The sequence below is a fragment of the Vibrio sp. 1180_3 genome, from assembly GCF_029478545.1.
GTDB classification, from domain to species: Bacteria; Pseudomonadota; Gammaproteobacteria; order Enterobacterales; family Vibrionaceae; genus Vibrio; species Vibrio aestuarianus.
Window position 1 is genome coordinate 1 of record NZ_SJFM01000004.1, and the last position, 15,663, is coordinate 15,663.

Annotated in this window: 10 protein-coding genes and 1 pseudogene; all 11 read right to left on the minus strand. The window is 44.3% G+C overall.

The window, feature by feature from the left end:
* Positions 1-212, minus strand: a pseudogene (locus EYW48_RS03775) (type VI secretion system tip protein VgrG); the annotation flags it as partial.
* A gap of 178 nt (positions 213-390) precedes the next feature.
* Positions 391-1,677, minus strand: coding sequence for a type VI secretion system ImpA family N-terminal domain-containing protein (locus EYW48_RS03780; protein WP_261928036.1), 1,287 nt, complete (start codon positions 1,675-1,677; stop codon positions 391-393).
* A 55-nt stretch (positions 1,678-1,732) separates the two neighbouring features.
* A complete protein-coding gene (tssM, locus tag EYW48_RS03785) occupies positions 1,733-5,233 on the minus strand; it encodes a type VI secretion system membrane subunit TssM (protein WP_277431926.1) in 3,501 nt (1,166 codons plus the stop codon).
* Between the two features lie 62 nt (positions 5,234-5,295).
* Positions 5,296-6,699 carry a type VI secretion system protein TssA gene (gene tssA / locus EYW48_RS03790; RefSeq protein ID WP_274676040.1) on the minus strand — a complete coding sequence of 468 codons (1,404 nt, stop codon included), beginning with the start codon at positions 6,697-6,699 and terminating at the stop codon, positions 5,296-5,298.
* A gap of 9 nt (positions 6,700-6,708) precedes the next feature.
* A complete protein-coding gene (vasI, locus tag EYW48_RS03795) occupies positions 6,709-7,365 on the minus strand; it encodes a type VI secretion system-associated protein VasI (RefSeq protein WP_277431875.1) in 657 nt (218 codons plus the stop codon).
* The gene (locus tag EYW48_RS03800) at positions 7,362-8,942 is read right to left on the minus strand and encodes a sigma 54-interacting transcriptional regulator (RefSeq protein ID WP_277431876.1); all 1,581 of its coding nucleotides are present in this window, start codon (positions 8,940-8,942) and stop codon (positions 7,362-7,364) included. Before EYW48_RS03800 ends, vasI begins: the two co-directional genes overlap by 4 nt.
* A 2-nt stretch (positions 8,943-8,944) precedes the next feature.
* A complete protein-coding gene (tssH, locus tag EYW48_RS03805) occupies positions 8,945-11,563 on the minus strand; it encodes a type VI secretion system ATPase TssH (RefSeq protein WP_277431877.1) in 2,619 nt (872 codons plus the stop codon).
* Between the two features lie 23 nt (positions 11,564-11,586).
* Positions 11,587-12,360: a type IVB secretion system protein IcmH/DotU gene (gene icmH, locus EYW48_RS03810; RefSeq protein WP_171981260.1), complete on the minus strand. Its 774-nt coding sequence runs from the start codon at positions 12,358-12,360 to the stop codon at positions 11,587-11,589.
* A 2-nt stretch (positions 12,361-12,362) separates the two neighbouring features.
* Positions 12,363-13,697, minus strand: a complete 1,335-nt coding sequence (gene tssK / locus EYW48_RS03815) for a type VI secretion system baseplate subunit TssK (protein WP_277431878.1) — start codon at positions 13,695-13,697, stop codon at positions 12,363-12,365.
* Positions 13,698-13,701: 4 nt separating this feature from the next.
* Entirely contained in the window at positions 13,702-14,181 is a 480-nt protein-coding gene (tssJ, locus tag EYW48_RS03820) for a type VI secretion system lipoprotein TssJ (RefSeq protein ID WP_171981254.1), read from the minus strand.
* Positions 14,182-14,183: 2 nt separating this feature from the next.
* A complete protein-coding gene (gene tagH / locus EYW48_RS03825; protein ID WP_261917049.1) occupies positions 14,184-15,662 on the minus strand; it encodes a type VI secretion system-associated FHA domain protein TagH in 1,479 nt (492 codons plus the stop codon).
* Position 15,663 lies beyond the last annotated feature (1 nt).

The following is a 15,663-nucleotide window of genomic DNA, read 5'->3' on the forward strand; positions in this document are numbered from 1 at the left end:
AGCATCTCTAACTGCGCCGGTTTATCCACCAGCTGCACAGCTTTGAGGGTTGATTGACGACTCGCCAGTTTTATCTCGTAGCGAAAACCGTAACAGGTTTGACCGTTATCTAAGGGCTTATCCGACAACGATTCGACCCCTTGATATTCACGCACCATTAAGGTGTCGTCTGCCAACCCATCCACTTTGAGCCTAAAACTTAACGTCGCCATTCTGTTTTCCTTTCCACTCATTTTTATTACAAATAGAATGTCTATAGCAAATGCAGTGCCATCTATTTTATCTTATTATTCATGTGGTTATATTTTTGGTGAGTTTTTAAAGCAACATACTGCCTACGTTAAGCAAAAAACTGCTTCAAACTCACCATTTTTTGCTTAACCCCACACGCTATTGAGCCACTTCACTCTCACTTGCCAAACGTTCAAATTGCAGATCCAACTCGGCTATTTTCCAACTCAAGTTATTGAGTCTCTCTTTCAAAATAGTGAATTCCTGATTCGCTTGAGTGATATCACCTTTTTCCACTAACTCTTCAACGTAAGCAGCACGACCGTAAATCGGCGACAAACTTATCGCAAAATCCTCTAGTGATTTAGTTTGCCGTTGCAATTCAGACAACCTTCCTTTTTGCGCAAGCAGTGCAATGTTAGCCATTTTTGTTCGAGTTTCACTGAAGCGTTCAATAATGCTCTCTGTCTGCTGTATAGCCTGTTGTTTCGAACTTAATAGGGTTTGCTCAACCTCTAGCACCGCGGTAGATTGTGGGTACAGTAGTAGCAAAGCATTCAGTACTTGCTGAGCTTCAACTCGCGCGGATTCAAAAGAGATCGCCATATTCTGCTCGATCGCACTTCGATACAGCGGGACAATATCTTTCGATAACTTACTGATTTTTTCAGCAGAATGCTGCTGTTGAAAAGCCCTCACCTGATCTGTGCTACCCAGTGCAGGGCGCGCTTGTGATGTCGCATAAGGCATCGAATGGAAAAACGGTAAATACATAACTGAAACATAGACGACCGCCACAACCAAGATGCCGGCAACAAAAGTCATCACATGCGTAATACGAGCACGCTTTTGGTTACGTTTCGCTTGCGCTTTATCGACTTGGTTATGGCGTTTGAGTAATGAGTGATACTGAGTTTCTAAGCGATCGATATGCTCAAAAATCGCAAAACCTACCCCTTCAAAGTCAACTAAACAATCCGGTTGCTGAGACTCCAAAATGGTATTCAATCGTTCGCAAAACCGCTCACAACGATAAAGATCTCTTAACGATTCATAGTTAGGGCGAAGATCTTTCAACTCCCTCACAACTCGAGCGTTAACCCAATCTAAAACCTCTTTACGCATTTTGGCTGCTTTCACATCAGGTTGATGCAAATTACTTAAACAAGCGCATAACAGCTCTAACCCATTGGCATAACCAACTAACCCCTGCATTTTTAAACAAGCAACGGTGTAGTAACCACATAACAAAAGGTCAATACCTGGACCTTTTGCCAATGTTTCACAAGCCTCTTTAACCACAGCCCAATCAGAACCACCCGATAACGGATTATGACGACGATTGATCTCATCTTTGACCCTTTGATAGGTATCAAGGTTACGAATCGCAGCTGAATCTTCTATTAGGTGAAAACGAGCGTGGTCGATAAATATCGTATTGGACATAGCTACTGCGTCCTAAATTATGTGAGGAGCGATGACCAATCGCCCCTCATTATTGTTAGTAAAGGGTTTTAGATAGTTTGAAAGACTTAAATAACCGTTCAGTAAAGGGGTTAACATCTGCTTCTGAGTTGAGTCGGTAGATCATCTCACCACCATCAACTGCAAATTTAAAGTCCACCGATGTCTCACTTGCGCCCACAACATCACCTTGTTCCAGTAAGCGGAAAAATGCCCATGGTCCTTGAATATTAATGCTTCGCGGCGACATGTTATTTTTGGTGGGTACCAGCGTCACTTTAGATATCGCGGAATCACGCAACGTATTTGGCCAAATAAGTTCAACGCTATCTCGAGGTCCATGGCTATAGGCAAGGTATTGACCATCTACATTCAAAACACTGCGACGCTTGTTCCCACTTAGGCGTAATGGCTCAACAGAGAAACTTACATCCAAAATACCTTTGCGGTTAAAGAATGCTTGCTGGATTTTTTTCGCTTGTTTGAGCTGATCAAGTACATCTTTACGAATAATCGACTGCGCTTTATCGTCGTCGTTCACCGTAATATTCTCTTCCACAAACATTTTTAGTTGGTTGTTATAAAAGTTATCCAACGTACCATTCGGAGCAAAGAAGGCTTCAAAATCCGACAATGAACTGTCTTTATTTGATGAAGCATTGAACGGATAACGGCCAGCTAGCTTCTCTTTGAATGTCTTATAAACGTCATCATGCCAACGCACTTCGAGGTGTTTAATCGCCTCTTGTTTGACGACATACCAACTTTCATCGGCCAATTTAGCAACCATGGTATCTAGCGGTTTAGGCAGCCCTGAGGCAATACGCTTTAGTGTATAAATTGGGTCGGCATTGACTAACTTCACGCGTGCTTTTGTTGCATCAAGAGCCGCCATACCAACATCAGGAGCGTCTTGAATAGACTTGAGGTAGTTTTGCAAATCCTCCACTGCAAGTAAAACCTCATTGATGTAAGCAGGCTTGTCACCCACTGGCGTTAGCATCGCGTTAAGCTCAGCAAAAGGAGCATCAATCAAAGAAGCCACTTTATATTTTGGGTTCTTTAGCAACTCTTTTTGCGCCGCTTCGTCTTTTGGCACACCCGCATACATTTGAGTATTACTTTCAAGTGTGCGTAATAGGCGCTGCATTGGCTCAATATTACCGGTGAAGTTTTCTAATACCGACACCGCATCATTAATATCACTGAAATACTTTACGTTAATTTCATTTAATGCAGCACGCCAAGTATTGGTGTAATCCGCTACGTACAAATTGCGAATTTTGTCACGCAAAGACTGCTTATCTGCTTCACTAAATTGTGCAGACTTCGACTGACCTAATACCCAACTATCGATAAGCGCAAGTTCTGATACTGACTCCGACTGTGGCATGAAGTAGTCTTCAAAGCCTTTATGCGTCAGCATCTGTGGAACATACAATGCACTACTGTTGACAACCCTTTCCTCAAACACCACATCAAATACCGGGCCGACAAGGTTACGTAAATTGATGGAGGGACCAAGCACCGTTTGCGCATTCAACTTTAAGTTACGGTATACACGTTGATCATTGGGCATCGAGCCTAATTGCATTTGAACGTTGGCCACCACTTGATCATAGGGTTTCATCACTTGCTCAGCATTGAGATCACCATTTGCTCGCTCACTGGCTAAGTCGGTATGCAGCATGGCGTAATCTAAGTGGCCGAGTAACTCTTCTTGAATCAAACGCTGACCGGCGAACTCACGCTGCCAGTACTTGGAAAAATAATCGAGAACGTAATCTTTATAACGTCCACTTTTGTCAACCATCATTCGATAAACACGCAATACAGCCAGTTTTTCCTCATCCGTTTTCGCTTGGTTAAGCTGTACCACCACATCCGCCATCAACAGAGGTAAGAAGCGACTTTCCAATAAGTTCAGATATGTGGCTTCCACCATAGGACCAATCGTGTGCCCTTGATACAACCCAAAGTCAGAAATGTATTGTGGTTTTTCACGGAAGAAGCCAAATTCAAGTGTCGCTTCACGTATCTTATTTAGTGGTTCTAATACATCTTGTTGAGAAGCAAGATAGATATTGGATGGAAACTCATGTTTGTACTCATTGACCTTAGTTAACACCGCGTCTGAATGCTTTACGTTGGCTAAGTAGTAACGGTGCCAAGTCCCCACCAACAAAACGGTGGCAATAGAGCCGGCCACAACAGACAGCCCGATTAATCGTCGCTTTTGTTTTGCTACACGGAAATTATCAGATGCCAAACCGGCTTCTGGGTAAATGACGTTATTGAATAACTTCTGCGTGAAATAAACGGTTGAATTTTTGGCTTGCTGCGCTTTGTTAATTGCATGGTCTAGGCCATAGCGGCGCGAAGCTGCATCATCAAAAGCGTTAGTTGGAACACCTTGCTGATAAACCGAGGTAAAGTAAGCTCCACGCACTAAAGCTGATGTAGAAAATTGATCACTTGCCAATGCGTCATTAAAAAATTGCAGCAAAATCTCTTTCAAACCCGAAATTTGACGAGTAAAGCTATAGATTGCATTACGCTCTTCCAGATCCATAGGTACCGAAACAGCGTGAGGTAACACGGCGTTAATGCGCTCCACAAATTGGCTATAATCTACCGAAAATTCATTCAGCCAATTGTCTAAATCATCAATTGAATCAAGAGAGAAGGTAAAGCCAAGCACTTCTTCACGCTGACTGCGCGTGTAGTGTTTGAAAAATGGTTCAAAGCCATTGAGCAAATCAAGTTTGGTCAGCGCAATATAGACAGGCAGACGAGTAGACAGTGTTTCCATCAATTCGCGCAAGCGAGCTCGCAGCAAGTTAGCGTAAGCTTTGCGTTCAGTTGCTGTTGCGGTGGCTAAGTGAGACACATCCAGTGCCAATACAATACCGTTTAGTGGTCGACGGCTGCGCGTTCTTTCTAACCAGTTAATAAAATGCAACCACAAACGACGCTCCATCGCGCCATCATTATCGCTGCTGCGGTTACCCTGGGTGAGTAGTTCCCCATCCGGGTCAATCAATACCGATTCATCACCGATCCACCAATCAAACGAATAAGGGTTTTCACTTTTTTGTCCTGAAGCTCGCATGACTGAAGAAAAGACAAAGTTTTGTCCCGAGCGGTTGATCAAACTGGTTTTACCGGCGTTTTCTAAACCAAGCACCAAGTACCATGGCAGTGCATACAGGTAGTCGCGCTTGTTGAGGTTCTCTTTCATGCTGACCATCACTTGGTTCAGCTCAACCTCTTGACGCTCTTCATAAGCTTGTATCGGGTCTTGGCGTAACTGTTCTTCTCGTTTTTGCTCCGCTTTAAAACCTTGTAGCTTACGCCACTGCCAAATACCCCAAACTGCCAAACTACCCAATGTAAACAAACTGCTCGCAACCGCGCGCTCAGTAATTGAATCTAATGGTTTGTTATTTGCTATCTCTAACCAAGGGCCAGCCCACCAGATAGCTACATTCAATAAAATAAATGTGCTAAATAGCAAAATAGGCATCGCTGCCGCCATGCCAGGCTTTAATTTTTTCGCTATCCCAACAATAAATTTCCACATGGGTTCGTGTCCTTCGTTTACTCTGACGTTGTGTATTGTTCTAATTGATCAACTAATGAGGGTTCCCAATCAGTCACGCTCATGGTCGTCGCTTGAGCATGCAATGTTTGGTACTGTTCTTTCGCCATCGCATCTAAATTATTGGCATTCAATAAATCGGCTGACAGTAACCGCCAATAAAACTTGTCTCGCGGTTCACTGGCACCAACCAAACCATCGTTTAACATCGAAAGGGCGACCGCAATGCCCCCTTCTTTTGCCAAGGTGAACGCTTCTTTGCGCTTTTCTTGCCAATCACCTGTTACTTGACCTTGTGAAGAGCTATTGTGGCTACTCACCAGCCACTCTTTCACCGCATTACTGATAAACGGCTCTCCACCTTTAAATTTGAGATCAATTAATGAAGGCAAACGCTCAAGAAATTGCTGACTTTCACTAAGAATCGCTTCACACCACAGCGTTTTTCCTAAGCTTTGCGCGATGTGGTAGCTCATCATCTGACCTTCAAACCAATAAGGTGCCATGGTTAAGCTTTGCTCAACCTTGCGCCATAACGCTAAATCAGGGCTACGCATTTGGTCTTGATACTCTTTCACTCTTTCCTGTGACATGGCCCGCAGCAGTGTTTCACCACTTGCATCATGTTCAGGAGGAGAAGTAATACTCGACCAAACTGCATAACGTCTAACTCGAATCGCAAGGGTTAAGCCAAACTCTTGCTCTGAGAGAAACTCCGAGACCTTAAGCAACGTCTGCTTAGCGGCCTTATCACTTGAACTATCCACCGAAATTGAGCTTGAACTTGCCGGGCTCGTCTTACGCTCAACGAGCGGTGTTTGTTCGGCGCTTTTGTTGACTTGTTCACGCTCTGAGGCGCGTCTAAGTTCACTATTGATCTTAGTGACTAACGTTTCGACGCTATCAGACATTAAGCCAACGCTAGTGACTGATTTTTGCCAAGCATCAATAGCTGAATTAAGGTCATCACGGTCTTGCAAGTCGAACTGGGCAAAGTCTATTTTGTCGATAACCAGAGCCAATCGTTGCACAATTTGGCTGAAGAATTTACGACGCGGTAAACCGCCTCTTTTCCCCGGGGCTGGAAAACAGTCCTCCCAGTACAGAGACATGAAGTCACCGAGTACCAATAACGAAGTGGTAAAACGTTGTGGCGTGACTTGGTTATGCAAACACTGCAAGAGATAGATTAAGAGTTTTAAATCCTTACTTTTCTCACTGAGTAGCTTAAGCGTGCTGTGCTCGACTTCATCCCATTGCACACTGCTATGAGCCAGCGAGCCCACCTTCATCATTTGGTCTTCAACAAAATCAAAAAGCGGGTCGTCAATTAATCGCTCGCCAACGGGGTTGCCGCGCTCTATTGGCTGAGTAATACAGCGTCGATAATCGATCAATTCCATATTGACTCCTTACCAGCCACAGCGCTGTTTTAGCGCTGTCAATGATTGAGAAAGTTGGCTGGTATCAAATTGCAACCCGTCCACCAATGCTGAATTGGAACGCAACACCAAACGATTTTCGCGCGCCATGGCTTTCATCATGTCAATAGCAGGCATGCCCCGCCCCGATGAAAACAACAAGCCCAAATCATCACTACGCCACGATTGAGCAGGTGTGTGAGCCACCGCCACTTTAATGCGTGGATCAACCACAGCATCAGGAAACGCAAGTTCCACTCGGCTCAAATTATCAATACAACTCATCATCAGTATGGGTTTCGCATTTTCCGTAAAACCCGTATTGCCGTTTAGTGCAGCTAAGGTTATCCAAGCATTCCCATTCGTTTCATCGCCTTCAATAGTTAAGTGGCTATTTGCCCCTTCTTGATACTGACTGAGGCTATCAAAAGCACGATGCCAAGACAGTGGGGCAGAGTGCTCGGGGGCACTGGAAACCAACATGCTAGATGGGGTTTTAAAAACGTGGTCAAAGCAGCTTAACCTATCTAAACGAGAGGTGATGGTTGTACATTGCTGAGCTTGATCTAATACTTCTGTCGAAGCGTTAACCATTGAAGAGCATAAACCTAAAGCGATGGTAGATAAGGTCAACATCATTGTTTTCATGGTGTTTTTATCTCCAGTTTCTGGCATTTGTAAGCTAATGTCCGCTTGGGAATGCCTAAACTTTCGGCCGCTTTTGCTCGGTCACCAGAAAAGTGTTGCAAGCGTTCACGAATAATCCGTGACTCAAATTCACTGATGGCTTGTTTTAAGTCATCAATTACTGCGAAATTGGTCGTTTCTTGCGGCGTGACTTCCGCTTGAATGTACTGTTCAACTGCTGAGGCTGACTGCATTTGCATACTTACTAAACGATGCACAAAACAGTGTTCTTCTACTTGAGTTCCGTCTTGTGTTTGAGCACAACCAAATTCTATGAGGTGTTTAAGTTCGCGCACATTGCCAGGAAAATCATAACGTTTCAGACAATCGATCGCTTTATAATGCAAACCACGAATGTTTGTTGCATGTTGCTGATTAAAACAGTGTACAAAGTGCTGACTCAATTGCTCAATATCTTCCAATCGCGAGGCTAAGCGCGGCAACGTTATCGGATACTGGAATAATCGGTAATAGAGATCCTGACGAAATGCTTTGGTGCGAACCTGTTCGAACAAGTTGACGTGTGTTGCCGAAACCAAGCGAAAATCTGACGATAGCTCTTTCTTACCACCGATTGGTCGAAAGGTTCGAGATTCAAGAACACGCAATAATTTGGCTTGTAAACTCAGTGGCATATCACCAATTTCATCGAGAAACAACGTGCCACCATCAGCTTGTGCGATTAGCCCTTGCTTGTCAGTATCAGCACCAGAAAACGCACCTTTGTTATAACCAAACAGCTCACTTTCCAACAAACTCTCTGGAATGGCCGCACAGTTAATCGCGACAAAAGGTGCTTGTTTTCTGGATGAAAGTTGATGAACCGCTTGCGCTGCAAGTTCTTTGCCCGTGCCCGTTTCGCCTTGAACCATAACGGACAGATGCGAAGAGGCGGCGCTGACTATTTGCTCACGCAACTTTTGCATTTCTAAGCTGTTGCCAATCAATTGATTGGACAAATTAGCCATTAATGCACGACGAGCACTATCGCGCTGCGCATCAACCAACGATTGAGACAAATCTTGGCGACTCTGCTCTTCACGGATCATGTCATTAAGCAGTGACCATTGATGTGTAAACACATTCACATATTTAGTGAATTCAGGTTGTTTAAACACCATTTCTAAACTGCAACTTTCACCAATCAATAACAGTATAGATTGTACTTGTTTGTCACCAATCGGCAGGGGGTGTATCAACACGCTATCGAACATACCAACCTGATTGGTCAACTGGCTAAAAGCACGATTCGATTGCCAAAAAACCAACTCATCTGAGGTCAATTGCATCGGTTTGGCCGATTGCAAAACATGAGCAAGCGGACAGTCAAAATCCGTCACAGACCACTGCAAATTCTGCTGATCGGTTTGCGGTTCTTGAGTGTGTGTGACTAATGAACGTCCATCCGAGCTTGGCACTAATAATAGACAGGTATCTAACTTGAGCTCTCGGCACATCGTCTCCACAAACATAGCCGCTAATTGACTAGGTTTTCTGGCGACCACAAGCTCGGTCGCATAAGCTAACCAGTGGCCCATGATCACTCAACCTCTCCAATAAACTCACTATTTTCAGCCGCTAGATGAATACGATTTACAGGCTGCTTTTCTGCAAGTTTGTTTAATAACGCGAGAGAAATTGGCGGCAACAGTTGACCTTCAATGATAGCTTCTAGCATGCGAGCTCCATTTTCAGAGCGCGTGGCACGGTTTAAAATCTCTTCGATTAGGCTGTCTTCTATCACCACTTCAGCGCAGTAGCGCTGCTTGAATAGTTGTTCGAGACGAGTGAGTTTTCCACGTACAATCTGCTCTAACACTTCTTTATTCAGTGGTAGATATGGAATGATCTCCATACGAGCTAATAAGGCCGGTTTGAAGAAGGCCGCCAGTTCAGGGTAAAGCTGCTCATCTAACAATTGTGGTTGTTGTGCGTAGTCAACAATCGTCTGATAGCCTAGGTTAGAAGTCAGGAAAAAAACGATATTTTGACAATCGATCACACGGCCTTCGCCATCAGCAAGCTCACCTTTATCAAACGCCTGATAGAAAATATTCAATACTTCTGGGTGCGCTTTTTCTACTTCATCAAGCAGAACCACTGAGTAAGGCATTTTGCGAATGGCTTCAGTTAAAATTCCGCCTTCACCGTAACCCACATAGCCCGGAGGTGAGCCAATTAAACGAGAAACTGTGTGCTTTTCTTGATACTCGGACATGTTGATGGTGGTTAGGAACTGTTTACCGCCATAGAGTTGTTGCGCCAGTTGTACAACGGTTTCGGTCTTACCTACACCACTTGGTCCTACAAGCAAAAATGCACCTTTCGGACGCCCTGGACGACGTAAATCAGCTCTCGCGGTCAATAAATGACGGTGTACACGCTCTATCGCTGTATCTTGACCTTTGATGGCTTCGCCTAAAATAGAGGTTAAGTGGGTAATTTTATGCAGTTCATCACTGTTCATTTGATCAACAGGAACACCCGTCCAATCAGCAATCACTTCAGCGATTTGTTGCGAGTCAACCTGTGGGTGCATTAAACGTTCAGCATGTGGTATATTCTCTAGTGTTTGGTATTGCTCTTGAAGCTGAGCAAACAGTTTGTCGCGGTTTTGTTGCTTATCCTCTTCGTCAGCATGCACTTCATCTAATAGCTGATCGCGCAGATTAATGATCGTTTCAATGATGGTTTTTTGTGCTTGCCAACTTTGAGTCAATGCTTCTTTTTCCGCTTCGTCAGCGATTTCTTGGCTGCATAATTCATCTAAGCGCTGAGTATCAACCACTTGACCTAAATAACGTGCGCGCTGCAACATGTCGATTTCAAGCTGGCGTTGATGACAGGCTGTCTCTAACTGTGCTAAACGTTTAGGTGGTGTGGTGATATTAATCGCGATACGTGCACAGGCGGTATCAAGGACATCAATCGCTTTATCTGGCAGTTGACGACCAGATATATAACGCGCTGAAAGCTCTGCGGCGGCTTTTAATGCATCGTCAGTAATGAGTACGTTATGCGCTTTTTCATAGACACGATTCAAACCACGTAGAATATCCACGGCTTGCTCAATGCTTGGCTCTTCCAACTTAACCAGTTGGAAACGACGAGTTAACGCGGGGTCTTTCTCAAAATATTTTTTGTATTCTTTCCATGTGGTCGCCGCGACGGTACTTAACTCACCACGGGCTAAAGCAGGTTTGAGTAGGTTTGCCGCATCACTTCCACCTTCTTGGTTACCAGAGCCAATCAGGGTATGCGCTTCATCTATGAATAAGATGATCGGTTTCGGTGAAGTTTTGATGGCGTCAATAACGCCTTTAAGGCGTTTTTCAAATTCACCTTTCACCGAAGCACCCGCTTGTAGTAAGCCTAGATCAAGCGAGTGCAACTCAACATTTTCTAGCTGAGTAGGCACATTGCCAGCAACGACTCGTAAGGCAAGCCCTTCAATCATCGCACTTTTACCGACACCAGCATCGCCGACGACGATCGGGTTGTTTTTACGACGACGACATAAGATGTCAATCATCAAATTCAGCTCGTTTTCACGACACAATACCGGATCAAGCTCACCATTACGGGCTTGAGCTGTCACATTAGTACAATATTTATGCAGTGGAGAGGAGACTGCATCTAATGCCGCAGTCGGTTGTGCACTGCTGGTTTTCTGTTTTTCAACCACCGTCTCAGAAGAGTCTTGTAATAAAGAATCAAAACCTTTTTTGAGGCTCTCTTTATTGATGTGCTCAAATAGGCGGATCAAGTTTAATGGCAGATAGCGGTCAGCACGGGTCAGCGCCGCTAGCAATACGGCACCAGAGCGCAAATGGGGCTGATTCAATTCCGTGGTGGAAAGTAACCATGCTTCTTGCAGCAACTCGACTAATAAAGGCGAAAATGCAGGATAAGTATCCAACACTTGCTCGCGGGCGTAGCTTGCACTGATCGCCTGTTTAATTGCATCGACTTCTACGCTGGCTTGCTTGGCAATAATGCGAACATCAGAAAGTGGGTTTTCAAGTAATACATCTAAGAAGTGTTCGTAAGTTACTTCAGGGTGTTGACGTTCAATACATAATGATGCGGCTTGCTCTAGGGCTAGCTTACTCTGCTCATTGAGTTTTGAAATTAATGTGGGTAATTCAATACGGATCACTACAATCACCTAGCCTTTTATAATTAGAGTATTTGGTTTAACTGGTTTAATACGTCGCTCGATTGGCTGTGTAATAAATAGGAATACCCTAAAAATACACTGACCCATATGGCGACAAAGCCGAGTAAGACAGACCAAACAGGCAACTGTCGGCTTAATTTATATTTTGATTTCACGACATGCTCAGTAGCACAAGTCAGCTCTTGGGGTTCACTTTCATCTAACGCGCTCAGTGCGTCATGCAAACGAGCGATCACCTTTTCACGCTCGTGGTGGCCGTTTTCCATCACTCGATATTTGCCTTCAAAACCGAGTACCAAACACTGATAGATAAACTCCAATAACGAACGATAACGTTTAGGTTCACCTTCTAGTCGGCTTAAAATAGTGAAGACTTTCTCGCCGCCCCAGGTTTCATTATGGAAGCGCGACAACATTGAGTGTTCAGCCCAAACACTAGAAGAGCCCCAGTCAGTTCCCATCACCGCTTCGTCCAAAAACGCGCACAAAATGTAGCGGTAGGCCATTAAAATCGCATGTTCAAAACCTTGCTCAGTGAGCTCTATTTCAATCGCTTTGATCTCTTCCACGGTCTGTTTGTAAATTTGTTCAATGTTGTCGCACTCAGATAAGCTTCTGACACGTAAAGACAAACCAAACAATGGTGTTGCCGCATCAATCAAGGTATTGGGGTTATCACCACGTAGTTGAAACCAATAATCTTGGTCGTGGTTCATTTGTTCAACGCTGTCAAAAAGCAAGTTGCTGTACTGCGTATTTTTCTTGTCGTTATCCATCATCAGCTCCTAATCGCCCAGAATTGCAGGTCAAGATCTTCAAATGCACCAGCCACATGGAAAGCAAAACCGCTTGAGTGACCAAGCATTGACCAAGCTGCGCTAGTTTTATCTAATTGGTAATAGGTGTAACCCGCGTGATATGGCAGTTGTCTCGGTGCTACTGGTAATGGTGTAATTGGAATACCTGGCAATTGCAGGGAAATTAATTCACGAATTTTCTCAACTGACGACACTTTCGTTTGCTGAGTGAATAAACGACGCAGTTCATCCAATGGCATGCGAGCTTTGACAGCAATAATGAATTCTGCACTCTCTACTAATTGAGGATCATGAATAGGCGCAACCATCAGGCCGTACTTACGCTTGTCTAACTGGATAGAGACCGCTCTCGGTTCTAGTACAATGCTGAGACTTTGTCTTAAGTTGCGAATTAACGGCCAAAAAGAGTTGCTTGGCATTTCATGGTTGTAACTTGGAATGGTCGGTGGCAAACGACTTTCATCGGTGAACGTTGCTAACTCTCCACAGACACACGACAAGCATTCAAATAATCGCTCTGGGTGCAGGCTACGAAGTTCAGCCAAGTGTTGCATTTGTGGCTGTAGACGATTGAGCGCTTGCAACAGCATAAAGTCCGAAACATCAGCAACACCACCTTGTGAAGGAGAGCTGATACGCTGCGCAATATTTTTTGCTCGCTCACGCATTAACCCAGAAATTTCATTAATAAATCGATGCAGCGCTGCATTACTGGCGACATTCAAATGGCAAGGGATAAAGTCCGGGTCAAGTACCACGCCGCCATCTGGACGCTTTTCTAAAATACGCGCGATCGCGATTGAAGCGTAAGAACTACGGTCTTCCCTTTCTAACATTAACTGCATGCGTACCGGTGATACATCCAGTGTGGTGGTATCACCACGCACGGTATGGACATCACGCACTTCTAAACGATTACTTTTATATCGCCCAGTTCCTCTTTCTTCTGGCCAGTTGATCTCCATCAGAGATTCACTACGTAGCGGGATCGCTAAATAAATTAACTGATTAGCAAGTGAGGCATCTTCAATCTCTAGTGCATCGGGTAACACATCTTCTTGAGGAATACGAAAAACGGTGCCATCTGGCATGATGCCCACCGCTCTTTCGATAGCAATGCGACCAAAAGCCAAATATTCAGGGTTTAATGACAGTTCCGATACACCATATAAATAACGGCTGACTGACGATACTCGCTCATCGATATGATATTCAAAATAGCGTTGTTGTTGCTGGAAATGCTGGGGTTTAATGAATAGACCTTCATTCCAAATGACACGGTTACGTGCAAACATCTTGTTATTCCACCCTTTCCAATTTTACGTTGTAGTCTTTGAAATACATCAAAAGGTGATATTCCCGACCAGTATTAATCACCTTCACCGCTTTTTTCCATTCACTCAGCTCAGGTTCAGCAAAATGCGCCATAACACCTATGTAGTTTGTGCCTTCTTTAACCTCAAATGCGTTAACGAATTTGAACTGACCCGGTGTTAAGACATAGTCATAATTGGCGATAAAATTACTTCGTAACGCTTTTTTGTAGTCAGCTTTTACTTGATCGTAATCCGCCGACATAAACATCGAATCATCTTCAAGTTCAAACACCTGAACTTCTATTGGCGACGCCTCACCCCAAATATTGGGGTTAGTGCCTTCGTCACTGACAAGACTGAAGGTCACTTTGGTCGGCGCTTTAGCTGGCTCATACTTTTCTGATGAGCTGCACGCGGTTAAAAGCGTAAGCAACGTCACCAAGACAAAAGAACGCTTGTTCACCGTTATAGCTCCAGTTGTTTTTCACGAATTTTCTTGTCGTATGACTGCTCGAAAATTTCCCAAAACAACTTCTCGAAACCTTTCTGGCGATTAGAAGTTAGCTCTTGATAGTAATTGCAATACATCTGCCACGCCCATGACTCAGATGACTGATTTTGCTGATCGCTGTTGCGTTTATAATGGTGGAAACGGCGCAACAATACCTGTGGAGAAAAAGCGTTTAATATCTGATTCAGTGCTTCCGTGGTAGCATGCTGCATGGCCTCATTATGGTCGCGAACATTTTTAAGGCTTTCAGAAATGGCAGCCGGAGCCGACAAATGCACTAAGCTTTTATCGGCGTCATATAAGGTTCGGATGGTTTCTTCGTACGACAGCCCGAGCCTTAATGGGTTATCTTCTATCGGTTGTAAGTTACGATTCATCATTCCAAAACGTCCTTCACGAACTTGCTGATGCAGCTCTAATAGCCCCTGCACACACGCTTGCAACGACTGGCCTAGTTCTTCAGACAGCATATGCATTTTTGCCATGTCATGGTTATCGCCAACCTCAACCCCGAGCCCATTGAGCATTGGGCCAGTAAGCAGGTGTGAAGCATTCTCTGAAGTACTGCGCTGTACGTCAGTATGTGGTTGGTAGCTTTTCGCTACTTCTTCTTCTAAAAGATCTAATACCTTATCGTCCATCGCTAAGCCCTCTGGTACGTTGTTATTGCTATCATTAAAGTCGTGTTGTTTTGTGTGAACGGCCTGAATCGTTGACGTACGATCAACCCCCGCCGTTAATTCAGGTTGGGTTGGACGTTTACCGAGCCCTAGAATTTTCTTTAAACGAATCGATGACGTCATTTCATACTCACTGTCTGCTTGCGGTGTGAATTGCAACGGCGTTGGTCCGCTATCATTTTCCGTTAATAACGATGAACCATGCTGAGGTTCAATTTTCTCGGCTTCTTCTAGCAACGACTCTTCTTGTTTTATGTCGTTGAACAACTCGTCCAAAGCCGTGATCGGGTCTGCTGAGTTTTGCTCAGGATTACTCTCTTCAGTGTCCAATTCATCCGATGATGCGTCTTTGAGCAAATCGATGCTCTGTTGCTCAAAAAGTTGATCGAGTGAGCCATGAGCCAAAAGGTCATCTTCTCCTACATTGCCAACCACCACTCGAATTTGGTAGGGACCCAACGTCACTTCATCTTTATGGCTAAGTTTGGCTAATTCACCTTGACCTAAAGGCATATGCGAACCGTTGACATACGTGTGACCACACAAGTCTTGGATGCAGAATGCACCATCAACAATACGAATTTCACAATGACGGTTATGGATATGTCCGGCTGAATCTCGGAGGCGCCAATGGGCATCATTAGCAGTACCGATTACGCCACCTTGTTGGTTAAAAATACACTGCGCCGCTAAACCCGATTCAAGGTGTTGAACGTTAGTTACGATCAGTGAAAGAGTGCGTTTTTGCTGCATA

Bases quoted from the DNA above. Each gene is read 5' to 3' on its own strand.
- EYW48_RS03780 (WP_261928036.1), bottom strand. From the start codon at position 1,677: ATGTCCAATACGATATTTATCGACCACGCTCGTTTTCACCTAATAGAA.
- tssM (WP_277431926.1), bottom strand. From the start codon at position 5,233: ATGGCGGCAGCGATGCCTATTTTGCTATTTAGCACATTTATTTTATTG.
- tssA (WP_274676040.1), bottom strand. From the start codon at position 6,699: ATGGAATTGATCGATTATCGACGCTGTATTACTCAGCCAATAGAGCGC.
- vasI (WP_277431875.1), bottom strand. From the start codon at position 7,365: ATGAAAACAATGATGTTGACCTTATCTACCATCGCTTTAGGTTTATGC.
- EYW48_RS03800 (WP_277431876.1), bottom strand. From the start codon at position 8,942: ATGGGCCACTGGTTAGCTTATGCGACCGAGCTTGTGGTCGCCAGAAAA.
- icmH (WP_171981260.1), bottom strand. From the start codon at position 12,360: ATGGATAACGACAAGAAAAATACGCAGTACAGCAACTTGCTTTTTGAC.
- tssK (WP_277431878.1), bottom strand. From the start codon at position 13,697: ATGTTTGCACGTAACCGTGTCATTTGGAATGAAGGTCTATTCATTAAA.
- tagH (WP_261917049.1), bottom strand. From the start codon at position 15,662: ATGCAGCAAAAACGCACTCTTTCACTGATCGTAACTAACGTTCAACAC.